General features: G+C 72.5%; 15 protein-coding genes. 10 read left to right on the plus strand and 5 right to left on the minus strand.

The genetic code is table 11. From position 1 onward, the window contains the following. Window positions 1-15: 15 nt before the first annotated feature. From WME98_RS32800 to WME98_RS32810, 3 genes are all read left to right on the plus strand, one after another. The gene (locus tag WME98_RS32800; RefSeq protein ID WP_165373857.1) at window positions 16-975 is read left to right on the plus strand and encodes an AraC family transcriptional regulator; all 960 of its coding nucleotides are present in this window, start codon (window positions 16-18) and stop codon (window positions 973-975) included. A gap of 358 nt (window positions 976-1,333) precedes the next feature. Further along, window positions 1,334-2,575, plus strand: coding sequence for an MFS transporter (locus WME98_RS32805; protein ID WP_437945632.1), 1,242 nt, complete (start codon window positions 1,334-1,336; stop codon window positions 2,573-2,575). A gap of 40 nt (window positions 2,576-2,615) precedes the next feature. After that, entirely contained in the window at window positions 2,616-3,041 is a 426-nt protein-coding gene (locus WME98_RS32810) for an ester cyclase (protein ID WP_437945633.1), read from the plus strand. Window positions 3,042-3,282: 241 nt separating this feature from the next. Here WME98_RS32810 and WME98_RS32815 read toward each other — a convergent pair whose 3' ends face one another. The 4 genes from WME98_RS32815 to tssC form a co-directional block, all read right to left on the minus strand. Then, window positions 3,283-4,158: an SDR family oxidoreductase gene (locus tag WME98_RS32815; RefSeq protein WP_437945635.1), complete on the minus strand. Its 876-nt coding sequence runs from the start codon at window positions 4,156-4,158 to the stop codon at window positions 3,283-3,285. A 281-nt stretch (window positions 4,159-4,439) separates the two neighbouring features. Continuing rightward, complete coding sequence (locus tag WME98_RS32820; RefSeq protein WP_437945636.1) at window positions 4,440-5,078, minus strand: glutathione S-transferase family protein; 639 nt, start codon at window positions 5,076-5,078, stop codon at window positions 4,440-4,442. Window positions 5,079-5,111: 33 nt separating this feature from the next. Continuing rightward, the gene (locus tag WME98_RS32825; protein ID WP_437945637.1) at window positions 5,112-7,226 is read right to left on the minus strand and encodes a M13 family metallopeptidase; all 2,115 of its coding nucleotides are present in this window, start codon (window positions 7,224-7,226) and stop codon (window positions 5,112-5,114) included. A 123-nt stretch (window positions 7,227-7,349) separates the two neighbouring features. Continuing rightward, on the minus strand, window positions 7,350-8,822 hold the full coding sequence (gene tssC / locus WME98_RS32830; RefSeq protein ID WP_437945639.1) for a type VI secretion system contractile sheath large subunit: 1,473 nt from the start codon (window positions 8,820-8,822) through the stop codon (window positions 7,350-7,352). A gap of 587 nt (window positions 8,823-9,409) precedes the next feature. On the opposite strand from tssC, the gene WME98_RS32835 reads away from it, so the two are divergent. From WME98_RS32835 to WME98_RS32850, 4 genes are all read left to right on the plus strand, one after another. Then, a complete protein-coding gene (locus tag WME98_RS32835; protein ID WP_437945640.1) occupies window positions 9,410-9,670 on the plus strand; it encodes a hypothetical protein in 261 nt (86 codons plus the stop codon). A gap of 47 nt (window positions 9,671-9,717) precedes the next feature. Then, entirely contained in the window at window positions 9,718-10,308 is a 591-nt protein-coding gene (locus tag WME98_RS32840) for a hypothetical protein (RefSeq protein WP_437945641.1), read from the plus strand. Window positions 10,309-10,310: 2 nt separating this feature from the next. Then, complete coding sequence (locus tag WME98_RS32845) at window positions 10,311-12,461, plus strand: heavy metal translocating P-type ATPase (protein WP_437945643.1); 2,151 nt, start codon at window positions 10,311-10,313, stop codon at window positions 12,459-12,461. Window positions 12,462-12,568: 107 nt separating this feature from the next. Continuing rightward, on the plus strand, window positions 12,569-13,123 hold the full coding sequence (locus tag WME98_RS32850) for a hypothetical protein (RefSeq protein ID WP_061622284.1): 555 nt from the start codon (window positions 12,569-12,571) through the stop codon (window positions 13,121-13,123). A gap of 21 nt (window positions 13,124-13,144) precedes the next feature. Here WME98_RS32850 and WME98_RS32855 read toward each other — a convergent pair whose 3' ends face one another. Continuing rightward, entirely contained in the window at window positions 13,145-18,229 is a 5,085-nt protein-coding gene (locus tag WME98_RS32855) for a sensor histidine kinase (RefSeq protein WP_437945644.1), read from the minus strand. Between the two features lie 542 nt (window positions 18,230-18,771). Here WME98_RS32855 and WME98_RS32860 point away from each other — a divergent pair. From WME98_RS32860 to WME98_RS32870, 3 genes are all read left to right on the plus strand, one after another. Then, complete coding sequence (locus tag WME98_RS32860) at window positions 18,772-19,899, plus strand: serine/threonine-protein kinase (RefSeq protein WP_437945645.1); 1,128 nt, start codon at window positions 18,772-18,774, stop codon at window positions 19,897-19,899. A 188-nt stretch (window positions 19,900-20,087) separates the two neighbouring features. Continuing rightward, on the plus strand, window positions 20,088-21,203 hold the full coding sequence (locus tag WME98_RS32865; protein WP_437945646.1) for a prephenate dehydrogenase/arogenate dehydrogenase family protein: 1,116 nt from the start codon (window positions 20,088-20,090) through the stop codon (window positions 21,201-21,203). 668 nt (window positions 21,204-21,871) lie between these two features. Further along, on the plus strand, window positions 21,872-24,013 hold the full coding sequence (locus WME98_RS32870; RefSeq protein ID WP_437945648.1) for a response regulator: 2,142 nt from the start codon (window positions 21,872-21,874) through the stop codon (window positions 24,011-24,013). Window positions 24,014-24,945 lie beyond the last annotated feature (932 nt).

Consider the following 24,945-nt stretch of genomic DNA (forward strand, 5'->3'; position numbering starts at 1 on the left):
CCTGGCCTCGATTGCATGGACCTCCTCAGCGAGATCGTCGGCGAGCTGCGCCTCGAGAGCGTGTCGTACTTCCGGCTGGAGCTCACCGCGCCCTGGGCGCTCCGCTTCCCGCCCGGCGGCCGGGGGATCCACATCATCACGCGCGGCAGCTGCTGGCTCGAGGTCGACGGCCCGCGGCCGCCGGTCGCCCTGACCAGCGGTGATCTCCTCGTGATGCCGAGCGGCCGAGGACACGTGCTCCGCGACGCGCGCAAGCCGCGCAAGGCCGTCCCGATCGAGGATCTCGTCCGGAGCGCGTCCCCCGGGCGCGCCGTCGAGCATGGCGGCGACGGGGTACCGACCACCATCGTCTGCGGGCAGTTCCGCTTCGGCACCCTCGGGCACCCCGCGCTCGAGGCGCTGCCGCCCGTCCTCCACCTCCGCGCGGACGAGGGGGTCGGCCCCTTCGTTCAGGCGCACACGCAGTGCATCGCCGCCGAGGTGAGCGCGCCGGCCGAGGGCGCGGGGATCGTGACGGCGCGCCTCTCCGACGTCCTGCTCGTGCAGGCGCTGCGCGCGTATCTGCGCGATGTGCCCGCCGACGAGCGCGGATGGCTGCGGGGCCTCGCCGATCCGCAGATCGGGCGCGCGCTCGCGCGGATGCACCGGAATCCGGAGCTCGACTGGTCGGTGCTGACGCTGGCGCAGGAGGCGGGCATGTCGCGGGCGGCGTTCTCCGCGCGTTTCACCGAGCAGATGGGGGCGTCGCCAGGCAAGTACCTCGCGGAGTGGCGCATGTACCGCGCGAAGGTCCGCTTGCGGTCCGGGGCGGCCCTCGTGGCGGAGGTCGCCGCGGAGGTGGGCTATAGCTCGGAGGCCGCGTTCTCTCATGCGTTCAAGAAGCTGGTCGGCACGTCGCCGTCGGCCTACCGCGACGGCCATCGCGAGGACGGCAGGCGCGCGGGGCAGGGCGACTCGCCCCGCCGGTCGACGTGAGGAGCCGACCGCGCCGCTCGCGCTCCTCCGCGTCGCCGCGCCGCGCCGGCGGCGTCGCGCGGCCGGCGCGATTGCTGCTGCAGCAACGCTCCACCAGCAGCGGTGTTGCCTCGGAAGCAGCGCGCCGCCAGGCGGAGGCGAGCGCGCGTGCCGTTCTGCGATGAGCCACGAGCGCGGGGACGCTGCGCCGCGGTCTCTGCCGTAGGCGCGGAACTTGGATAGGGGAGGCCCGGCGAGGGCTGCGGGGCGCGCGGGGCCGGCGGAGGCCGGGGCCAGCGGCGTGAACACGCCGGTCCTCGCGCGCAGAAGTCCGGTCGCGCCCACGAGCTCCCGCTCGGATTGGAAGAGCTGAACCCCCATGTCCACCCGCGATACCGAGAAGACGCCGCTCACTGGGTACCAGTTTCGGCTCCTCGCGTTCCTGAGCGTCGCCGCGTTCTTCGAGGGCTATGACCGCCTGGCGATCACGCAGATCCTCCCGAACCTCGGCGCGGAGATGGGGCTCTCCCCGAAGGGGGAGGGGCTCTTGATCGGGGTCATCAGCCTGGGCTCGATGCTCGCTTTTCTCCTCGTCCGCAAGGCGGACCACTGGGGCAGGAAGCGGCTGCTCACGATCACCATCGCGGGTTACACGCTGTTCTCCCTGCTCACGGGCCTCGCGCCGAACGTGATCGCGTTCGCCGGGTTCCAGCTCCTCGCGCGCATCTTCCTCGTCGCCGAGTATGCGGTCAGCGTCGTTTACGCGGCCGAGGAGTTCCCGAAGGACCGGCGCGGGCTCGCGATCGGCCTCATCGAGGCGTTCTCCAGCCTGGGGACGATCACGTGCGCCGGGCTCGTGCCGCTGTTCCTCTCGACCTCGCTCGGGTGGCGGACCATCTACTTCGTCGGGGCGATTCCGCTCGTGCTCATTGCGCTGGCCCGGCGCGACCTGCGCGAGACGGCGCGGTTCGAGCAGCTGGCCGCCGAGCGGAGGCGGGAGGAGACGCAGCCGTTCACGCGCATCCTCGGCTCGGCGTACCGCGGGCGGATGCTCAAGCTCGCGCTGATCTGGGCGCTGATGTTCGTGTGCATCCAGAACGCCGTCACGTTCTGGAAGACGTTCGCGACGCGGGAGCGCGGGCTCAGCGACGGGCAGGTGGGCACGAGCATCATGATCGCCGCGCTCGTCGCCATGCCCTTCGTCTTCACGTCAGGCAAGCTGATCGACGCCGTGGGCCGCCGCAAAGGCGCGGTGATCACCTTCACGCTGGCGGCGGCCGGCGTGTTCGGCGGGTACTCGCTCCACTCGCACGCCGGGCTCACGGCCTCGCTGGCCCTGTCGATCTTCGGCGGGAGCGCCGTGCTTCCCGTGCTGAACGCGTACACGACCGAGCTCTTCCCGACCCACCTCAGGAGTGACGCGCTCGCCTGGTCGAACAACCTGCTCGGCCGGCTCGCGTACATGCTCTCTCCGATCTTCCTCGGCGTCGCGGCGGAGCGGGTCGGCTGGGGGCCGGCCATGTCGGCGACGGTCGTCTTTCCGCTGATCGCGCTGGGGCTCATCCTGTGGCTCTTGCCGGAGACGCGGGGCAAGGAGCTCGAGGAGACGGCGCGCGTCTGACGGCGCTTTCGTCGAACCGACCCAAGAAGGAGCTGAATCCATGAGCACGCACGATCTCAAGGCGCTGTACCGGGAATACGTCGAGGTGGTCTGGCACGAGAGGAACGTCGCCGCGGCGGACCATTACTTCACGGACGACGTGCTCGACCACGCGGGGCCGCCGGGACAAGGGCCGGGGCTCTCGGGGCTCAAGCAGACGTTCGCGATGTTCCTCGAGGCCTTCCCCGATTTCCGCATCACGATCGAGGACCTGATCGCCGAGGGGGACAAGCTGGTCGCCCGCGTCTCCTTCACCGGCACCCACCGCGGCGCGTACCACGGTATCCCCGCGACGAACCGCCGGGTCGAGTCCGGGGGCACCCACATCGTTCGCTACGTCGGCAAGAAGATCGCCGAGCACTGGGCGCACAGCGACGACCTACGCACGCGGCAGCAGCTGGGCGTCATTCCGACGCCGGGGCATTAGAACGCCGATCGCGTTGAGGTTCGGCGAAATCAGTTCATGGGAGGAGGACCGCAAGAGCGCAAGGGACGCAAGGGGAAGAGAAGGATATAATTCCAACTCTGTCCCTTGCGCCCCTTGCGCCCTTGCGGTCTCTCCTCTTGCTGCATGCCGTGCTCTTCCGGCTTGCACCTCGGCGGAGCGAGCTGTCGCGGAGCGCGGAGGGCGCTCCTCGCGCCCTCCGGTCCGCGCCGCTACGCCGCGCTCACGCCTTCCAGGCGTCCTTGTGGTCCTGGGCGTACTGCGCCAGGCTGCGCGGAGCCCGGCCGATCAAGGTGGTCACGCCCGGGCTGACCTGCGACGCCGCGCCCTGACGCACGAACCCGAACAGCGCCGTGAGGTAATGGGCGTACCCCTCGGATAGGCCCGCTCGCGTCGCGCCCTGGATGAAAGACGCGTCGTCCGCGTTCACATACTGAATCGCCCGGCCCGACACCTTGGACAGGATCGCCGCCGCCTCGGCGTAGGTGAGCGCCTCGGGGCCGGTGAGCGTGAACGCCTGCTTGTCGAAGCGGTCCGATCGCAGCGCCGCGACCGCCGATGCCGCGATGTCCCGAGCGTCGATGAAGGCCGTCCGGGATTCCCCCGCCGGGATGGGCAGCACGCCCGCCTGCACGATCGGCGCGCGCCAGAAGGTGTGGAAGTTGTCCGAGAACCAGGTCGGGCGCAGGATCACGTAGGGCGCCCCCGACCGCTCGACGAAGAGCTCCACCTTCCGCAGCGGGATGCTGTCGTCGTACTCCACGCCGGACGCGGTCAGCAGCACGATCTTCCGCTGACCGCCGGAGAGCGCCGCCTTCAAGAAGGGGAGCAGCAGGTCGTCTTGCGCCAGCTCGCCGGAGGGCGACAGCAAAAACACGCGGTCGACCGCCTCCAGGGCCCCGGCGAAGGTGTTGGGATCGCGATAATCGAAGCGCACCGGCTCGACGCCGCGCACGTGCGCCACCTTGGCCGGGTCGCGCGACCCCGCGCGCACCTGCTCCCCCGCCGAAGTGAGCTGCTCGACCAGGAGCTTTCCGACCGTTCCAGTGCTGGCCAGGACCAGGATCTTCTTGCCGCTGCTGCCGTTGCTCGTGCCCATCTCGTTCTCCTCCCGGAGCGTGGGTGTGTTCGCTACGTCCGGATGCAGGGCAGTATCGGCATGGCTTCAGAGAGGATCCATGCGAATACGTCTCTCATCCATGCTAGATTGTCTCACCGCGCGATATCGTCGGTAAGCCACGTCCGCCGGCGTCCTTGAGGATTTGTACAGTGCGCTGTGCACGGGGGCTCCGGCGACGTGAGCGCGCCGGGGGGGAGGCCGGGGCTGCAGGGCCTCGCGAGCGCGTCGGGCGGCCGGAGCTGCGCGGCGAAGCGGGCGCGTCAGGAGGCCTTCACGGCCACGTGGAGGGGCTGGACCACCGCCGCGAACGCCGGGAGCGCCTCGCAGCGGGCCGCGTGCGCGGCCAGCGCCGGCCGCCTCGCCGCGTCGGTGACGGACGGGTGCGCCTCGCCGATGAACCGCAGCGCGCAGGCGACCGCGATGTCGGCGTGGCTGAAGGCGCCGAACCAGAAATCGCCGCCCCGGGCGGCGCGCTCGCGCTCCAGGAGATCGAGCGTCTCGCCGAGCTGCGCGGCGCAGCGGTCGACCCAGACCTGGCTGCGGCGGTCGCCCGCGCGCAGCACGTGCTCGTAGAGCAGGCTCACCGCCTTGTCGGCGAGCCCCGTGGCGAGCGCGCAGACCCGCAGCCCGGCGCGGCGCGCCTCGCCCAAGCGCGGCAGGAGCGCGCGATCGGGCCCCACCAGGTCGTCGAGGGCGTCGAGGATCGCCGCGCTCTCGACGAGCGACTCCCCGCTGTCCGTCACGAGCACGGGCACGCGCCGGAGCGGGTTGTACTTCGCGATGGACTCCGCGTCGGCCCACACCGACCACGGGCGGTGCTCGTACGCGAGCCCGTAATGCTGGAGCGCCACGGCGACGCGGCGCACGAACGGCGAGTCGTACTGGCCAATCAGGATCATGGTTCCTCCTCTCTCCAAGGACGCCGGCCGCGGCTACCAGACCGAGCACATCTTCGCCGGCCGCATCGGCGTGCCGGGCGCGCACTTGAAGGCCTCGGCGAACTGCGGCAGGTTCGCGAGCGGCCCGTTCACGCGGAACCGCGGCGGCGAGTGCGGGTTCACCTGCACCATCAGCCGGAGCGCCTCGTCGCGCATCTTGCCGCACCACGCCTGCCCGTGCGCCAGGAAGAACTGCTGATCTTCGGTGAACCCGCCCGCGACCGTCTGCTCCGCCGCGCCCTTGCGCATCGTGCGGTACGCCGCGAACGCGAGCTTCAGGCCCCCGAGGTCCGCGATGTTCTCGCCCAGCGTCAGCTTGCCGTTCAGCTTCACCCCCGGCAGCGCCTCGTAGCCCGAGTACTGCGCCTCGACGCACTCGGTCTTCGCCTTGAACGCCGCGGCGATCTCCTTCGACCACCAGTCCTCCAGGTTGCCCTTCTGGTCGAACTGCGAGCCCTCGTCGTCGAACCCGTGCGTGAGCTCGTGCCCGACGACCATGCCGATGCCGCCGAGGTTCACCGCGACGCCCGACTTCACGCTGTAAAACGGCGGCTGGAGGATGCCGGCGGGGAAGACCATGTGGTTGCGCTGCGGATCGTAATAGGCGTTCACCGAGGGCGGGCTCATCTGCCACTCGTCGCGATCGACCGGCTTGTCGATCTTCCCGAGATCCCACCGCGTGTGGAAGGCGCGCGCCGCCAGCGCGTTCTTCGCGTACGACTTGGGATCGACCTCGAAATCGTACGTCCGCCACTTGTCGGGATACCCGATGAGGTACGCCATCGCGCCGAGCTTGGCGAGCGCGCGCTGCCGCGTGCCCTCATCCATCCAGTCGAGCGCCCGCACCTCGCGGCCGAACGCCTCGCTGATCGCGCGCACCATCGCCTCGGCCGCGGGCTTGCTCTCGCCGGAGAAGCTCGTCTTGACGAACGGCTGCGCGAGCAGCTCGCCGAGCGCGTTGTCGGTCGCGTCGACGCAGCGCTTCCAGCGCGGCCGGACCTCCTTTTGCCCGGTGAACGCCGATTGCAGCGTGAAGGTCTCGTCGACGAACGCCTTGGACAGCGCGGGCGCGAGGGAGCGCACCACGTGCCACGCCAGGTAATTCTGCCACGCGGCGGGCTTCGCCGACTTGAGCAGCCGCGAGAGCCCCTCGAAGAACCGGACGGAGGTCACGTTCACCTCCTTGATGTCCGGGCGGCCGAGACCCTGGAAGTACGCATCCCAGGGGAAATCCGGCGCCGCCTTCGCGAGCGCCGCCCGATCCATCTTGTTGTACAGGCCCTTCGGGTCCCGCCGCTCGACCCGCGTCTTCGAGATCTTCGCGAGCTCGGTCTCGATCTGCACCACGTCGACCGCCGCCGCCTTCGCCGCGGCCTCCTGGGCCCCGGCGAGCCGCATCATCCGCGCGACGTGCTCCTCATAGGTCTTGCGGAGCGCCTTCGACTTGTCGTCCTCGTTCAGGTAGTAGTCGCGGTCCGGCAGGCCGAGCCCGTTCTGGTCGAGCTGGGCGATGACGCGCGTCGCGTCCTTCATGTCCTGCGCAGAGGCGATGTCGAACAGCGCCCAGATGCGGCGGCTGTGGAGCTCGGTGACGAGCGCCCCGACGCTCTTCGGGTCGCGCACCCGCCGCGCCTTGGCGAGGAGATCCGCGATCGGCTTCGCGCCGGCGGCCTCGATCGCGGCCTCGTCGACGCACGCGCCGTAGTAGGCCCCGATCTTCTTGCTCACCGGATCCCGGTCGCCGGCCTGCGCCGCCTCCTCGAGGATGCGCCGGAGCTCCGCCTCGTTGCGCTGCTCGATCTCGTTGAAGCTCCGCATCCACATGGCCTCGTCGCCCGGGATCTCCGTCTTCGCCAGCCATCCGCCGCAGGCGAACTGATAGAAGTCCTCGCAGGGGTTGGCCGAGCGGTCGAGCGCGGCCTCGTCGAGCCCGACGTTCTCGAGCTTCGTCTCGACGATCGGGAGGCCCTGCGGCACAGGCGGAGGGGCCGCCGCCTTCACGGCCGAGGGGGGCGGCGGCGGCGGGCCCGCGGCCGGGCCGCAGGCCGGCAGCGCAGAGAGGGCCAGGGTGATCGCGAGGGGGGCTGCGAGCGGTCGTTGCGTGCGCATGCGGCGCTCTACCACGAACCGCGCGCTGCGCGGACAGCGACCGCCGGCCGGGCGGAGCCCGCGACGCAGGCCAGCCATCGCCCCCTCGGCCCTCGGTCGCCGTCGCCCGAGGCGCGGGCGGCCTCACTCCCGGTCGAGCTTCCCCATCAGGCTCAGGGTGAAGTACGCCCCCATGTACTTGAGGTGCGGGCGCACCTCGAGGTGCACCCGGTACCAGCCCGCGCTCCCCTCCACCTCGGTCACCGTGGTCCGCGCCTTGCGGAGCGGCCTGCGCGAGCGCACGGCGGGCGACACGACATCCATGTCCGCGACATACTGGTTCAGCCAGCTGTTCAGCTCGCGCTCGAGATCGCCGCGCTCCTTCCACGTGCCGATCTGTTCCCGCTGCATCACCTTGAGGTAGTGGGCGAGCCGGCTGACGAGGAGCACGTAGGGCAGCTGCGTGCCGAGCCGGTAGTTGACCTCCGCGGCGCGCCCCTCGTCGCTCTGCCCGAAGAACTTCGGCTTCTGCACCGAGTTCGCGGAGAAGAAGCAGGCGTTGTCCGTGTCCTTGCGGAACGTGAGGCCGATGAAGCCCTCCTCGCTGAGCTCGAACTCGCGGCGCTCGGTCAGCATGATCTCGGTCGGGATCTTCGTCTGGATGGCGCCCAGCGCCTCGTACTCGTGGAGCGTGAGCCCCTCGACCGTGCCCCCGGACTGCGGGCCGATGATGTGCAGGCACCAGCGGTGGCGCGCGAAGCTCTCGGCGAGCCGGGTCGCCATCGCGTAGGTGGGGGCGCCCCACAGATACGCCGCGTGGTTGCCGACGACGTCCTCCTCGTAGGAGAACGCCCGGACCGGGACGGTGCTCGCCCCGTAGGGCAGGCGCAGGAGGAAGCGGGGGAGGAGCAGGCCCACGTAGCGGGCGTCCTCGGACTCGCGGAACGAGGTGTATTTCACGTACTGCGGCCCCTCGAAGAGCGCCTTGACGTCGCCGAGGTGCGGCACCTTCCGGTAGTCCGCGAGCCCGAAGAACTGCGGGCCCGCGACGGCCAGGAAGGGCGCGTGCGCCATCGTCGCGACCGCCGCGCACTTCTGGAGGAGCGCGATGTCCTGGGGCCCGGGGCCGAACTCGTAGTTCGAGACGACGGCGGCGAACGGCTTGCCGCCGAAGGAGCCGAACTCCGACGAATAGACGATCTTGTAAAGGCCGCTCCTCACGATCTCGGACGAGTCCTCGAAATCCGCGAGCAGGTCGTCCTTCGAGCAGTTGAGGACCTCGATCCGGATGTTCTCGCGGAAGTCGATGCGATCGACCGCGAACTTGAGGCCGCGCCACGCGGCCTCCAGCCGCTGGAACACCGGGTGGTGCAGGATCTCGTCGATCTGGCGCGAGAGCCGCTGGTCGATCTCGGCGATCCACAGGTCGATGAGGGCGTTGTCGAGCGCCGGGCCGGCGTCCGGCCGGCCGGCCACCCTGTCGAGCGCGGCCTTCACGCCGCGCTTCATGTCCTGGTAGGCCTCGTTGGCCTGGGGGATCCCCGTCTCCGCCAGGAGCTCCTCGAGCAGAGAGCCGCCGCTCTCCGTCGCCGGCTCTTCGTGCTGCCCCGCTTGCATGTCCACAAATTTACCACGGTCGGTCGCCGGCTGGAAGCGACGGACACGCCGGCGTCCGCGGCCGGCGCGGCGCGGTCCCGCGCAGCCTCGCCCCGTCTGCCCGCGCCGATCGCGCATTGACATGACGGCGCGGCGGCGCGCCTCGGACGCTCGCGCGCGGCCGTATGGAACCGTGCAGAACAGCGCAGAACAGCGCCGACGCTCCGTCAGCGCGCAAGTCAGGTGTCGAGTGGACATGAAATGTACATGGCGATCGAGAGACTACGGTGTTACAAATCATGCGTGGGTGCTCTCACGGAAGTCGCGGAAGCAGTGATCTTCGCTCGAAGGCGCCCTCCCAGATTGCCGGAATCGGCGCCGCCGCACGCGCGACGTCGCCCGTCCTGGCCGTGGCCGCGCGGCGCCGACATCGCGCGTCGCTAGCGTCCCGAACAGCCAAGAATCCAGGGAGCCAGCCACAGGAGCACGGAGGGACAGAGCGCCTCTGTCTCTCTCCGTGTTCGCTGTGCCTCTGTGATTCCGATGCTCTGTCTTTCAGCGGCGCCGCCGCGCGCCGCCGGTCGTGGATTTCGAGGAGAGGAGGGGGGATGGAACGCCTCGGGTTCGGCATCATCATCGGCGTGGGGCTCGCCAGCTTGACCAGGATCACCCGTCCGACCGTCAAGAGGGCCTTGCGGTTCGGGTTCGCCGCCGCCGACGCGCTCAAGAGCGCGCTCGGCGAGGGCAGGGAGCGGCTCGGCGACCTCGTCGCCGAGGTGAGGGAGGAGATGGCCCGGCAAGAGCAGCGCGCCGGCGTGGGCGGCGTGCGGGCGCCCGCGCGCGCCGAGATCGAGCCGCCCGCGGCCTGACGAGAGGGTGTTCCGGTGACCCGGCCCGGCCGGCCGGGAGGTGAGCCATGCCGAGCGATCGAGGGGTCGTCATCATCCACAGGGTTGTCGGGCGCGTGCGCTTTGGGGTCCCCGCGCTGCGCAGGGACCCGGCGAGGGCGGAAGAGATCGCGGAGGCGGCGCGCGCCTGCCCGAGCGTCATCGAAGCGCGGGCGAGCGCGTGGGCCGGGAGCCTCACGGTCGAGCACGAGCCCGACGTCCCGCTGGAGACCGTGCTCTCCGAGCTCGCGAGCATCCCGGAGCTCGCGGACTGCGGCTGTCACCCGCTCGACGCGCTCTCGCCCCCGCCGCCGCACTGCGCGGCGCCCGCCGAGCCGCCGAGCCCCGGCCGGACGGCGCGCCTCGTGGTCCAGGCCGCGGACCGGCTGAACGCGGCGTCGCAGGTCGTCCCGCCGCCGCAGGTCGACCTCAAGCTCCTGGTGCCGGCGGTCCTCGTCGGCTCCGGGGTGCTCCAGGTGCTGCTGCGGCGCTCCCCGAGCATGCCCCACTGGATCACGCTCATCAAGTACGGGGTCGACGCCTTCGTGGTGCTGAACCACGCCCGCATCCAGGGCTTCCTCGCGGGCTCGGGCGCGCCCGCCGGCGGCGAGGCGGGGTGACCATGGCAGCGCTCCTGTCGAGCGGGACCTGCGCGGTCTCGGTCGCCCACGCGATCCCCGGCAGGGTCCGCCTGCGGCTGCCGCGGATCGGGCGGGACGAGGCGTTCGGCCCGCTGCTCGAGGCGGGGCTCGCCGCCGTGCCGGGGGTCCTGTCCGTGCGCATCGCCGAGGGCGCGTCGAGCGCCGTCGTCGAGCACGACCCGCGGATCGCCGACGTCGGCGCCATTGTGCGCGCCGCGGCCGAGGCCTCCGCCGCGCCGGCCCCGCGGGGGGCGCTGCGCGCCGCGCGCGGCGCCAGGATGGCGCGCCGCGCGTCGGCGATGGCGAAACGCCCGCTCTACCTCTCGAGCGCCGGCGTGCTCTTCTCGCTCGGCTTCGTCTCGCCGCTCCTCGCGTACCCGTTCATCGCCGCGACGTGCGCGCCCATCTTCAAGCGGGCGTGGCACTCGGTGGCGCGGCAGCGCAAGCTCAACGTCGACTTGCTCGACAGCCTGGCGATCGCCTCGGCCGTCGCGACCGGCGACGCCATCAACGCGGCCGGCATCATCTGGCTGGTCACGCTCGGCGACCACATCCGCGATCTCACCCAGGCGCGCGCCCGGCGCGCGATCCGCGGCCTGCTCGGCTACCAGCAGGACCTCGCGTGGGTGGTGCGCGGCGACGCGAAGGTGCAGGTCCCGGTGGCCGAGCTCGCCGTGGGGGACGTCCTCGTCGTCTACACCGGCTCGGTGATCCCGGTCGACGGGATGGTCACGGACGGCGAGGGGCTCGTCGATCAGCAGACGCTGACCGGCGAGTCGATGCCGGTGCTCAAGGGCCCCGGCGACCGCTGCTTCGCGGCGACCGTCATCAAGGACGGCAAGCTGTACATCCGCGCCGAGCGCGTCGGCGGCGACACGACCGCCGCGAGCACGGCGCGGCTCATCGAGAACGCGCCCGCGCTGGAGACGCGCGCGCAGAACTACGCGGAGGTGGTGGCGGACCGGCTCGTCCCGCCGGCGCTCGCGTGCTCGGCGGTCGTGCTCGCGGCGACGCGGGACCTCGGCCGCGTGTCCGCCATCCTGACCATCGACTTCGGCACCGGCCCGCGCGTCTCGGCCCCGACCACGGTGCTCGCCTCGATGAACGCCGCGGCGCGGCGCGGCATCCTCATCAAGGGCGGCGCGTACATCGAGAAGCTCGCGCGGGTGTCGACCGTGGTGTTCGACAAGACCGGCACGCTGACCTCCGGCGTGCCCGAGGTGACCGACTTCCTCGTCCACGACGCCCTGCCCGAGCGCGAGGCGGCGACGCTCGCCGCCGCGGTCTCCGCGCGGCAGACGCACCCCGTCTCGCAGGCCGTGCTCCGCCTCGCCGAGGCGTGGCGGCTGTCGATCCCGGACCGGGAGGAGTCCCGCTACCTCGTCGGCCGGGGCGTGCAGGCCAGGGTCTTCGGCAAGGTCGTCCAGCTCGGCAGCCCGCGCTTCATCGAGGAGCTCGGCGTCTCGTGCCGCGCCGAGGCCGGCGCGAGGCAGGCGCTCGAGGCGACGGCGAAGTCGCTCCTCTTCCTCGCCGTCGACGGGCGGCACGTCGCCACGCTCGCCTACCGCGACGCGATCCGGGCCGAGAGCCGCGCGACCATCCGGAGCCTGCGCGAGCGCGGGATCGACGACATCGTCATGCTGACGGGCGACAGCCGCGAGGTGGCCCGGCAGGTCTCGCTCGAGCTCGGCATCACGCGGTACTTCGCGGAGATGCTGCCCGAGGACAAGGCGGAGATCACGCGGCGGCTGACGCAGGAGGGCCGCACGGTCGCGGTCGTGGGGGACGGCATCAACGACTCCCCGGCGCTCTCGTACGCCGACATCGGCATCAGCGTGTCCGCGGGCGCGGAGATCGCCCGGGAGACGGCGGGCGTGGTCCTCGTGGAGGACGACCTGTCGAAGCTCGTCGAGGCGATCGACATCTCGCGCGGCGCGATGCGCATCATCCACCAGAACTTCTCGATGATGCTCGCCGTGAACGCGGTCGCGTACGCGCTGTCGATCCCCGGCCTCCTCAACCCGGTCGCGGCGACGCTCATGAACAACGGCTCCGCGGTCCTCGCCTGCGTGAACGGCCTCCGTCCGCTCATGGCGGCGCCGCGCAGGGCGGCCCGCGCGGGCCGCCGGTGAGCCGGCTCGGCGCGCCCGGGCGGCGGCGGGCGCGTTCCGTCCGGCGCGGCGCCGCGGCCGGGTATGCGCGCTGCACGGCGGATGAAATGGCCGGGCTGGAGAGGGAAATGCGCGCTGGATCGAGGTCCTCCGCCGCGCGGCTGCGCGCGGCGCGCCGGGCTGTGCGCGGGCTGCCGGGCGCGGCGCTGGCGGCGGTGATCGGCTGTGCCGACTGTGCTCAGCCGCCCGCCACGCCGCACGTGACCGCGGCGAGCCCGGAGGAGGCGGGCCGCTACCTGATCCTCGTGGGCGGGTGCAACGACTGCCACACGCCGGGCTGGGATCGATCGAGCGGCAGGCTCCCGGCCTCGGAGTGGCTGACGGGCAACGGCGTCGGCTACCGCGGTCCGTGGGGGACGAGCTACGCGGCGAACCTCCGGCTCTCCGTCCAGGACCTCAGCGAGGACGCGTGGGTGAGAATGTTCCGCGCGGCCGTCGGGCGCCCGCCGATGCCCTGGCTCAACTACGCCACCATGCACGAGCGCGACCTCGTGGCGATGTACCGCTTCATCCGGAGCCTCGGCGCGAAGGGCGCCCGCGCGCCGCAGGCGGTGCCGCCGGGAGAGGAGCCGGAGACGCCGTACATCCTCATGGTCCCACAGCCGCCGGCGCGCAGGCCGTAGCGGTCCCCGGGCCGGCGCGCGTCAGGGGCCCGGGCCGCCGAGCGACGCCGGCGCCGTCCGGCTCGCGGCCGGCGGCTCGCAGGGCAGCTCCACCGTGAAGCGCGCGCCCTCGCCCTGGCGGCTGTCGACGCGCACCGCGCCGCCGAGCGCCTCCACGATGGTCTTCACGACGTGGAGCCCGAGCCCGAGCCCCCCGAAGTGGCGGCTCGACACCGCGCGCTCGAACCGCTCGAACACGTAGGGGAGGCGCGCGGCCGGGATCCCGATGCCCTGATCCTGCACCACGAGCTCCGCCGCGCCGCCCTTCCGCGCCACCGTGATCTCGATCGGCTTGCCCGCGCCGAACTTGAGGGCGTTGTCGAGCAGGTTCGACACCACCTGCTCCAGCCGGCTCCGGTCCCACGACCCCACGATCGACGGCTCGGCGCGCACGCTCAGGGGCGAGCCCGACTGCGCCACGCGCTCGCCGAGCCGCTCCACGACCTCGTCCACGACCTCCGCGAGGTCGACCGGCTCGACGTGCAGCTCCAGCCGGCCGGTGTGGAGCTGCGAGACGTCCAGGAGATCGTCGATCAGCCGGGTGAGCCGCTGCACCTGCCGATCCAGCCTGTGCAGGGCGCGCCCGACGCGATCGTCGGGCGCGTGGCCGTTGCGCCGGAGCAGCGCCTGGATGCCGAGGCGCAGGGAGGTGACGGGCGTGCGGAGCTCGTGCGACGCGACGCTGAGGAAGTCGTCGCGCACGCGGATCGCGTGCTGCGCCTCGCGGTAAAGGCGGGCGTTCTCCAGGGCGATCGCGATCTGGTCCGACAGGAGCTCCAGCACGTGGACGCGGTCGCGCGTGAAGGCCTGCGTGGTGAGGTCGTTCTCGAGGTAGACCACCCCGAGCCGCGCCTCGTTCCGCCGGATGGGCAGGACCAGGACCGACCTCGAGCCGCCGTCGGCGAAGCGGGGATCGCGGCCCTGCTCCGGCTCGCTGGCCGCGTCGTCGAGCACGAGGGTCTCCTGCGCCCGGTGCGCGTGCTCGACGACCCGCCGCGGGACCTCGCGCGACCGGCAGAGCGGCGCGCGCTCGATGGAGACCGGGGCGGCGACGGACCCGAGGGCCCGGACGAAGAGCTCCCCCTCTTCCTCGAGCACGAGCGCCCCGCGCTGCGCGCCGGCGGCCTCCAGGCAGACGCCGAGGAGCTTCTCGAGCAGCCGATCGAGCACGATCTCTCCGGAGAGCGTCTCGGCGGCCTTGAGCAGGCTGAGCGCGTCGAGGGCGACCGCCGGCAGCCGCTCCTCGGCGAGCTCGGGCTCCTCGCAGGGCCCGGAGAGCCCGAACTCGTCCGCGAGCGCGCGCGCCTTCTCGGAGGCGCCCCACCGGGCGAACCCCTGCCGCGCGGCGCGCAGGTACAGCGCCGCGATCCGCGCCCGCCCGAGCCCGTGGTAGAAGCGCCCGGCCAGCTCGTTGCCGAGGGCCGACAGCTGAAGGAACCCCGCGCGCGTCGCCGCGTCGACGGCCTCGTCGTACCGCGCGCCGGCGAGCTCGAGCTCGCGCTCGACGCGGGCGATCTCCGCGTCGACGAGGAGCCGCCGCGGGAGGAAGTTCTCCGCGCAGCCCGACTCCCACCGTTGCAGGACGCGCCGGAGGTCGGCCGCGCGCGCGAGCAGCGCGGCCCGCTCCGGCTCGTCGGCCTCATCGCACCGCTGCAGCAGGGTGAGCGCGGTGTACAGCGCGTGCTGGCACTCGGGGATGTAGCCGCTGATGAAGTGGATGCACGGGACCGCCGCGTCGGAGTGGGCGGTGGCCTGCGCCAGGTCCCGGTACGCGTAAGAGGCCTGGAGGCGCAGGATATGGTACACGCACCTCGCCGGCGGCTCCCTCTGCGCCGCCTCGAAGAAGGCCGTCTCGTCGAACTCGGCGTCGTCGGCCGCCCCTCGGCGCCTCGTCAGCCCCTTGAGGCACCGGATCGTCTGCCGGTAGGCGAGCTGGTAGAAGAGCGTCGACCTGTTGCCGGTCTGCCGGCTGAACGCGATCGCGTCGTTCAGATCGACCAGCACGCGATCGAGCTCCATCCCTGCGGCGAACGAGTGCTCCACGAGCCCGGTGCGCGCGTAGGAGGCGAAGCGGAGCTCGCCGGACGACAGGCCCAGCGCGACGATCTCGCGGAACGACCCCGCGCTCGAGGCGAGCGGGGCGACCCACGGGCGAACGAACTCGTTGACCATGTACCGGGCGATCGTCTCCTGGGCGCGATCCTCGAACCTCTGCGCGAGCTCCACGGCGAGCCGGCCGAAGCCCTGGGCGCACCAGAGCTCGCCCTCGGCCGCCAGGAGCATCGCGTGCCCTGCGTAGGGGAGGATCGACGCGCTCGCGTTGCCGTGCTCCAGCGCGAGGCGGACGCCGAGGGAGGTGAGGAGCAAGAGCTGCTTCCGGTCCGCGAACCAGGCGGGGGCGACCATCTCGGCGAGGAGCTTCATGTGGGCCCGCTCCTCCGGCTTGGTCGCGCGCGGGAGGTCGACGAGCGACTCGGGCGAGCGCGCCCCGAGGTGCGCGCGGATGGCCCGCCGCTGCGCCGCGATCTCCTCGTCGAGATCCGCCGCGGGCAGCTCGACCCCGAAGTGCGCGCGCAGCGCGTCGCGCCCCCAGCCGAGCGCCAGATCGTGCTCGCCGGTGATCGTCGCGCTCATGATCCGGAGCGCTTCCAGGTCGACCCGCTCGGGGATCGACGCCGCGTGGCGGAGCCCCTCCTCCACGAGCGCGCGGGCCCTGGCGTGCTGATCGGTCAGCGCGGCGCACTCCGCCGCGTCGCGGTGGAGGGAGAACCAGAGCGCGTAGCACGAGCGAGGGGCGCCCTCGGGCAGCAGGCGGAGGCCGCTGCGGAAGTACGCGAGCGCCGGGCCGTAGGCCGCGGCGCGTCGCGCCTTGAGGCCGGCGCGGTGGTTCAGCTCCGCGAGGCGGCCGCGCTGCTCCGGATCGAGCGGCGCCGGGCCGAGGTTCAGCTGGTCCACGGCGTCGAACAGCGCGCCCTCCGCGCCGCCGCCCGGGGAGGCCTCGAGGAGGAAGCGGCCGATCTCGAGGTGCAGCTGCCCCCGCCGCTCCGCCGGCGCGAGCTCGTAGGCGGCCTGCTGGACGCGATCATGGGCGAACCGGATCGCGAGCTCCGCGCCGCGCTCGCGCGCGCTGTCCGGCAGGAGGAGGCCCTCGCAGAGCGGCTTGCCGAGCGACGCGAGCGCCTCGTCGACGGACCGTCCCGACACCGCCGCGACGATCTCGAGGGCCGCGCGCTTGCCGATGCACGCCGCGATCTGCAGGAGCTCCTGCGCCTCCTCGGGCAGCTTGCGGACGGACTCCGCCATGAGCTGGACCACGTTGTCGGTGGCCCCGACCCGCTCGATCCGGCCGAGGTCCCACGTCCACGTCGAGCGGCCCGCGTCGAAGAGGAGCAGCCGCTTCTCCTGGAGCGATCGGAGGAGCTGGCGGATGAAGAACGGGTTGCCCGCGGTCTTGACGAGGATGAGCTCCGCGAGCGGCCGCGCCCGCTCCGGCTCGCAGCGGAGCGCGCCGGCGAGCAGCGCGACGATCGCCTCGGCGTCGAGGGGGCCGAGCGGCACGCGGGTGGTCGGGATCTCGGCTTGCCGGAGCTCCTCCAGCGCGCCCTGGAGCGGGTGCGTGAGGCCGACTTCCTTCGGCCGGTACGCCGCGATCAGCAGCACGTGGCGGCTGCCTGGATCCGCGGCCAGCGCGCGCAGGACGCGGAGCGACGCGGCGTCGGTCCACTGGAGATCGTCGAGGAAGATCGCGAGCGGCGGCCGCTGGGCGGCCACCGCGCGCACGAAGCCCTGGATCGCGAGCAGGAAGCGGCTCTCCGCGCGCCTCGGATCCGCCGCGGGCAGCTCGGGCGGAGCGGCGAGCAGGTCGGCGAGCTCCGGGCAGAGCTCGGCGAGCGCGCGGCAGGGCGCGCTCGCCGCTTCCCTGAGCGCTGCGCGGCTGTCCTCCGGCTCGGCGCGGAGCGCGGCCGCGAGGCCGCGGAGCGCCTCCGCCAGCGAGGCGTAGGGCACGTTGGCGGCGCGCAGATCGAACTTGCCCTCGATGAACCGCCCGCCCCGCTCGGCGACCGCGCTCCCGAGCGCCCTGACGAGGGCGGTCTTCCCGATGCCCGCATCTCCGGTCACCAGCGCGAGCTCCGTCCGGCCCTCCGCGGCGCGGGCGAGCGCGTCGCGCAGCGCGGCGAGCTCTCGCGCGCGCCCGAACAGGCGCTCGGGCAGCGGGAGCCGCCGCGCGAGGTCGAGGCGGCCGAGCTCGAACGGCGCGACGTCGCCCGCGGCGAGCCATCGCCGCCGCGCCTCGCGCAGGTCCTGGGCGAGGCTCTCGGCGCTCTGGTACCGCAGCTCCGGCATCTTGGCGAGGAGCCGCTGCACGATCTCGGAGAGCGCCGCTGGCACGTAGGGGCTCACCGCGTGCGCGGGCACGGGGCTCCTCGCCATGTGGGCGTGCACGAGCGCGAGCGGATCGAGCTCCTGGAACGGCGGCGCGCCGATGAGCATGGCGTAGAAGGTCGCCCCCAGCGCGTACAGGTCCGAGCGCGTGTCGACGAACCGGCCCGTGCGCCCGAGCTGCTCGGGGGACAGGAAGGGGAGCGCCTTCAGCTTCTCGAGCTCCACGGCGCCGGGCGCGCTCGTGAGCTCGGCCGCGTCGGCGAAATGGACGAGGGTGACCTGCCCATCCGCGCCGAGGACGACGCGGCTCGGGGCGATCGCGCGGTGGACGACGCCGCCCGCGTGGATGCGCGCGCAGACGTCGGCGAGCGCGACGGCGACGTGGAAGAACGCGTCGAGCGCGAGCGGCCCTCGGCCGATCCGCCGCTCCAGATCCTCGGGGCCCGCGTCCTCGAGGAGGAGCGCGGGCGCGCTCTCCGGGCCCTCCAGGGCGAGGGGCCGAGCGATCCCCGGCACGTCGAGCCGGCGCAGGAAGGCGTGCTCGCGCAGCAGCAAAGCCGCGGCGCCCGGGGCCGGAGGGGTCCCGCGGACGGTCTTCTGCACGACCGTCCTGCCGGCGAGCGTGAGCCTGCGGAGCCGAAAGCGGCCGCAGCGGTGAATCTCGGTCGTCTCCGCCCGAGTCACACGCGTCCCCCTCGCGCACTTCACGGGATCATAAAGCCGGGTGCGTGTGTGCGCTAGTCGAGAGGCCTCGGTCTCACGACGCCGCGGGAACACCGGTCCACGCTTCCACTTCGGCTTCAACCCTCTTCGGCCCTTCGGGCCGGGCGGGCAGCCACGCGGCCCTCTCGGCGCATCGACGCTCGATGACGCTCGATCGGCCGACCGCCGGGCTCAACGCTCATTCGAGCGGCGAGCGGTCGCTCGTCCAGCTGGGCTCTGCCGACGCGCAGCGCGCGAGGCGCCGGCGCACCCTGGGCGCCTTTGGGCACCTTGGCGCCCTTTGGATCGAACTCCGTGGAACGGGCGCTCGATGTATCCCGTCCGGTCCCTCGCGGCGCACGCTTGCTCGCGCGGCTCCGCGCAGCGCGCTGCTCCGCGCTTCCGGGCGAGCGCGCAGGCTGCTCGACCTCGATCATTCCAGCGAGCGAAGGTGATAGAATGAAGCTGCGCATGTCCGGGGTGGGCCGCTGCACCCGCGCCGGTGCGCGCAGCGGGGAGCTTCGATGAACGCACCTGTGGTCGCAGGGGACGTGATCGCCGAGAAGTACCGGGTGGACCGGGTCCTGGGCAGGGGCGGGAAAGGGGTGGTGGTCGACGCCAGCCACCTCGTCCAGCCCGAGCGGGTCGCGATCAAGCTCCTGATCGGCGACTCCAGCCCTGCGCTCGTGGAGCGGTTCCTCCGGGAGGCGCGCGCGGCGGTGCGGCTCAGGGGCGAGCACGTCGCGCGGGTGCTCGACGTCGGCCAGCTCGACTCGGGCGTCCCGTACCTGGTCATGGAGCACCTCGACGGCCGCGACCTCGCCGAGCTGCTCCGCGACCGCGGCCAGCTCGAGATCTCGGAGGCCATCGATTACGTGCTGCAGGCCTGCGTGGCGATGGCCGAGGCGCACGCCGCGGGCATCGTGCACGGCAACCTCGATCCGGCGAACCTGTTCCTCACGACGACCGCCGGCGGGGCGACGCTCCTCAAGGTGCTCGAGGTCGGCATCTCGTCGGAGCCGTCCTCCGCGGGCGACGGCGGCGCGGCGGCGCAGGAGGGGCTCGGCGTTTCCCTCTACGTGGCGCCGGAGCAGCTGCAGCCGTCGCGCCCTGTCGATGCGCGCGCCGACATCTGGTCGCTCGGCGCGATCCTCTACCGGCTCCTGACGGGGCAGCCGCCCTTCGCGGCGAGCTCGCCCGCCGATCTCGCGCTGCGCGTCGCGAGCGCCGAGCCGGCGCTCCCGAGCGCGCTCCGGCCCGACATTCCCCCCGCCGTCGAGCGCGTGCTCCTCGGCTGCCTCGCGAAGGAGCCGGCGCGGCGGCCCGCGAACGTGGCCGAGCTGGCGATCGCGCTCGCCCCTCACGCGCCGGTGGGCAGCCAGGATTACGCGCAGCGCGCCGCCCGCATCCTCGGCGCGACGCTGCCGCCGCGCCCACGCGCCTCGCTCCCGACGATCGGGCTCGGGCTCAACGCGAAGCAGCGCCCCGCGCCGCGCCTGCTGCAGGGCGCCGAGCCGGGCGCGCCGGCGCTCTCGCGGACCTTCCCGCAGGCGACGTCGCTCCTGGGGAGACCCACGACGCGCCTCGCGATCCTCGCGGCCCTCGCGTCGCTGCTCGCGATCCTCGGCGTGGCCGCGGCGCAGCTCAAATGAGCCTGCGCTGATCGCGCCGCCGCGACCCCGTCGAGGATCGCCGCCGGAGCTCGCGCGGGGCGGCAGCGAGGAGCCGGGCGGGCCGCCCCGTCGACGCCGGGCGCCCGCGCCTTCGCGCGCGCTGCACCTCGCGGCCGCGCCGAGAAAACGTGACGTCGGACTACACCGGCTGTCGTAGTATCCGTCGCATGCCGCATTCTCTCCCACAGTCCGGGGGCGGTTCCGCTCCGCCCCGGCGCATCGGCAAGGTCGCATTCCTCGGGTATGGCCGCTTCGGCGCGGCGCTCGGGTCGCTGCTGGGCGACGCGGGGATCGCGGTGCGCGCGCTCGACCCCGGCGCCGAGATCCACGGCGCCGCGCGGGCCGGCTCGCTCCCGGAACTCGTGGATGGCGCGGACCTGGTCCTCGTCGCCGTCCCGGTGCCGGCGATGCGCGAGGCGTTCGCCTCGCTGCGGCCGCACCTCGCGCCGGGGCAGGTCGTGGCCGACGTGGGCAGCGTGAAGGCCGTGCCGGCGCGCGCCATGGCCGAGGTGCTCGGCGAAGGCCAGCCCTGGGTGGCGACGCACCCCCTCTTCGGCCCGGCGAGCCTCGCCCGCGGCGAGCGCCCGCTGCGCGTTGTCGTCTGCCCGAACCCGGCCCACCCGGACGCGGTGCGCCAGGTCGCCGCGCTGTTCGAGCGGATCGGGTGTCAGGTGCTGGAGCAGGCCCCGGAGGAGCACGACCGGGTGATGGCCTTCACGCACGCGCTCGCGTTCTTCATCGCGAAGGGCATGCTCGACGCCGGCGTGCCGGCCGGCGCGCCGTACGCGCCGCCCTCGTTCCAGGGCATCGCGCACACGATCGAGACGGTGCGCGTCGACGCCGGGCACCTGTTCGCGGCGCTGCACCGCGAGAACCCCTTCGCGGGCGAGGCGCGCCGCCGGCTCATCAACGCGCTCCTCGCCGTCGATCGCAGCCTCGACATCCCGACCGAGGACGCCGCGCCCGAGGACCTCGCCGCGCTCTCGATCCCGGATCTCGGCTCGCTCTCTCCCGAGCTCCGCGAGACGCGGGAGCTCATCGACGAGCTGGATCTGGAGCTCGTCGAGCTGCTCGCGCGCCGCTCCGAGCTCGTCCAGCGCGCCGCCCGGGCCAAGGCCACGATCGGCGCCGCCGTCCGGGATCCCCTGCGCGAAGCGCGCCTCATGGAGTCGCGCCGCCGCCGCGCCGCCGAGCTCGGCCTGGACGCCGACGGGGTCGCCGAGGTGTTCGAGGTGATCCTCCGGCACTCGCGTTCCTTGCAGGAGCGGCGCTCTTCCACTTAGCCAGTCTGCGCATCGATTTCGCCTCTCGCGGTTCAGGCGTGTTTCGCGCGGGTTTCCTTCGTGGTCTCTCTCGATTCGCGATCTCCCTCACGACCTTTCGGGGCCTCTCGGGACCTCACGGGCGGAAACTCCGAACGGAGCGCTCCTTCCAGGTCGCCGCGAAATCCTCTTTCCACGCCGCCGCACTTCGGTGTAGGGTCGGTGTGCGGGGATCATGCAGCAGCATCGGGAGCCCCCTTATTGTCACTGCAGGCCAGCCCTGGGTCGCGGGTAAGAGCGCGCCTCGACTACGATACGGGCTCGTCAGTGCAGTTCAGGGAGGGCTGGAATGGATCAACGGAGCGGCCATGCGCAGGAGGCCGAGCGTTCCGCGGCCGATCGCGCCGGGAGCGCGGTCGGCGCGCGATCGACCGCCGCCGGGGGTGCCTCCCGGCGCGTGGGCGGCGGCGCCGGCAGCCGCCCGGTGGCGACGCAGCGCGGCTCCGTCCTCGGTCGCGCGGTCGCGCTGCGCCGCTCGGCCCACATCGTCTCCATGGGCCTCCTCGATCGGAACCCTGGAGCAGGCGCGGCGGGCGCCGCCCGAAAGCGGTGGACACAGAAGAGTTCCTGAGGATGCTGCGAGGCTGGCCGCGGCGCTGACGCCGGGCAGGAGGGCAAGGAGACGCGGGATGAGGGCAGAAGTAGGCAGGGTCAACATCCTCGTCGTTGACGACAGGCCTGAGCAGCTGCTCTCCCTGGAGGCTGTCCTCGCTCCGCTCGGCGAGAACGTCATCAAGGCGTCGTCCGGCAGGGAGGCGCTCCGCTGCCTCTTGCAGGAGGAGTTCGCGGTCGTCCTCCTCGACATCAACATGCCGGAGATAGACGGTTTCGAGACCGCGACGCTCATCCGCAAGCGGCGGAGCACGCTGCACACCCCGATCATCTTCCTGACGGCGCACAACGATCGCGTCTATGTCGAGCGCAGCTATTCGCTCGGGGCCGTCGATTACATCATGACCCCGTTCGCCCCCGAGGTCCTCCGCACCAAGGTGTCTGTCTTCGTCGATCTCTTCAAGAAGACACAGAAGATCAAGCTCCAGGCGGAGTCGCTGCGCGCCCACGCGGAGCAGCTCCAGCGGCTCAACCGCGCCGCGCTCACGATCAACTCGGCCCTGTCGCTCGACGCCATGGTCGCGGCGATCACGGAGGCGGCGCGCGACGTCGGCTGCGCCCATCACGCCATGACGCTCGTGAAGCTGGAGAGGCCCGGCGAGCGGGCGCGGACCGCGGTGTCGCTCTCGGAGCGGTACGCCACGTTCCAGCAGGAGGCGCCGCCCTCCATCGCCGGCAAGCTGTGCGCGTACGTGTGCGGCAGGAACCGGCCCCTCCGGATGACGCAGCTGGAGCTCTCGCAGCACCCGGAGTGGCTGGACGACGGCGGGCAGAGGCCGCCGCCGCGGGGGTACCTCGCCGCGCCGCTCACCGCGGCCGACGGCCAGAACATCGGGACCATCCAGCTCTCGGACCGGCGCGACGGCGAGTTCTCCGACGACGACGAGACGGTCCTCGTGCAGCTCGCCCAGCTCGCGTCCATCGCCATCCAGAACTGCGTGCACGCCGAGGCGCGCGAGGCGAACCGCCTGAAGGACGAGTTCCTCGCCACGCTCTCCCACGAGCTGCGCAGCCCGCTCAACGCGATCCTCGGCTGGACGCACCTCCTGCGCAGCGAGCCGTTCGACGAGCAGCGGGTGTCGCACGGCCTCGAGGTGATCGAGCGCAACGTGGCCGCGCAGACGAAGCTCATCGAGGATCTCCTCGACGTCTCCCGGGTCGCGACGGGCAAGCTGCGCATCAGCGCGGCGCCCATGGCGCTCGCGCCCGTCGTGGAGATCGCCATCGACGCGATCCGGCCGGCCGCCGAGGCGAAGGGGCTCACGATCGACGTCTCGCTCGACCCCCTCGTCGAGGTGAACGGCGACGCGGATCGGCTGCAGCAGGTCGTCTCGAACCTCACGTCCAACGCCCTCAAGTTCACGCGCCCCGGGGACCATATCCTCGTCTCGCTCCGGCGGGCCGGCGCCTACGCGGAGCTCACGGTGCGCGACTCGGGCGAGGGGATCGCGCCGGATTTCCTGCCCTTCGTCTTCGAGCGGTTCCGCCAGGCCGACAGCACGAGCCGCAGGACGCACGCGGGGCTCGGCATCGGGCTGTCGCTCGTGCGGCACATCGTCGAGGCCCACAGCGGCTCGGTCGTGGCCGAGAGCCCTGGGCTGCAGAAGGGGTCGACGTTCGTGGTCCGGCTCCCGCTCCTCGGGGTCGAGCGCAGCTCGCTGGCGGCGCCTGCGAAGGAGGGTCGCTCGCGCTCGTTCTCGCCGCCGGAGGCCGCCTCCGATCTCGGCGGGCTCCACGTCTTGCTCGTCGAGGACGACGCGGACGCCAGGGAGCTCCTCCAGGAGGTGCTCTCGCAGCACCGCGCCGAGGTGACGGCCGTGGCCTCGGCCAGCGAGGCGCTCGCCGCGTTCTGCGTGGCTCGCCCGCATGTGCTCGTAAGCGACATCGCCATGGCGGGCGAGGATGGCTACGAGCTCATCCGCACCATCCGTCAGCGCCCGCCGCACGCCGGCGGAGATTTGCCCGCGCTGGCGCTGACGGCGTATGCTCGCAAGGAGGATCAGAAGCGCGCGCTCGACGCCGGCTTCCACATGCACGCCACGAAGCCGATCGAGCCGGCGGCCCTGGTGGCCGCCGTGGCGAGCCTCGCGGCCAGAGCCCGCGCCGGCGAGCTCACCTGCCCCTGGGAGCGAGGCTCTAGCGACGAGATCAACCCGTGACGGGCGAGGGGAGCGGAGGGCGGCCGGGCGACTCCCGCACTGTCGTTCGGCCGGCCGGGGACGCGCCGTGCGGTGAGCGAGCGTCGCTGGTCAGGAGCGCCGTCGCGCCCCTTGCGCTCGCACACGACACCTGATTCGACGGCCGCGCCCGAGCGAGCTCGAGCGGGCGAGCGGGATCGATATCGAGTCTCGTCCGGTGAGCCCGCGCTCATGAGCCGGACAAGGGCCCTCGTCAGGCCGGTCCCGCAGACTCCCATCCGTGATTTCCCGGACCGCTCGACCTGAGCGGCCCCATCACGCGGCCATCCAGGAGGCGGGCAGAACGACACGACAGCTGCCGGGGCCGGCGCCTGGCGGCCTCAGTGTCCGCGGGCTCGTCCATCGACGGCGACCACGGACATGGAGCCCCGAGGCGTGACGAGCGGTAGGCCTGGGACTTGCAGTTCGCTCCGCGCAACATGTCCCCCTGGGCCACACGCGAGCCAGCCCCGACGCGGGGAGCCGGACGAAGCGCACCCGCACCGCGGCCGGGCAGCGGTCGCGCGCTGCGCGCCGGCGGTGCTCCTCGACGTCGAGCACGCGCACGCGAGCACGCATGGGCTCATGGGGCTTCACCTCTGGAGGTTTATCCGTTATAGCAGATGCCGCGTCAAGCGCAGTCGCTCTCGATACTTCACATGCGCTCGAGCGCGCATCGGCGAATGTGCTTGACCGGCGGGGGCTCGCGGTGGGCCGCGCACATGCAACGATGATGCAGTGAGACAAAAAGCTTGCGTAATCCAGTATGGTGGCCTATCATCCACAATAACGGAATCACCATGTAGCCGACACCGAACCATTGCAGGTGAGGGCGCTCGCGCGTCTTGCGAGCGCACATTCGCGCGATTTTCGGCGTGAATCGAGTCGCCTTGGCGGTGTGGAGCGGTGATCGG

The sequence above is a fragment of the Sorangium sp. So ce296 genome (assembly GCF_051529605.1).
Lineage (GTDB): Bacteria > Myxococcota_A > Polyangia > Polyangiales > Polyangiaceae > Sorangium > Sorangium cellulosum_D.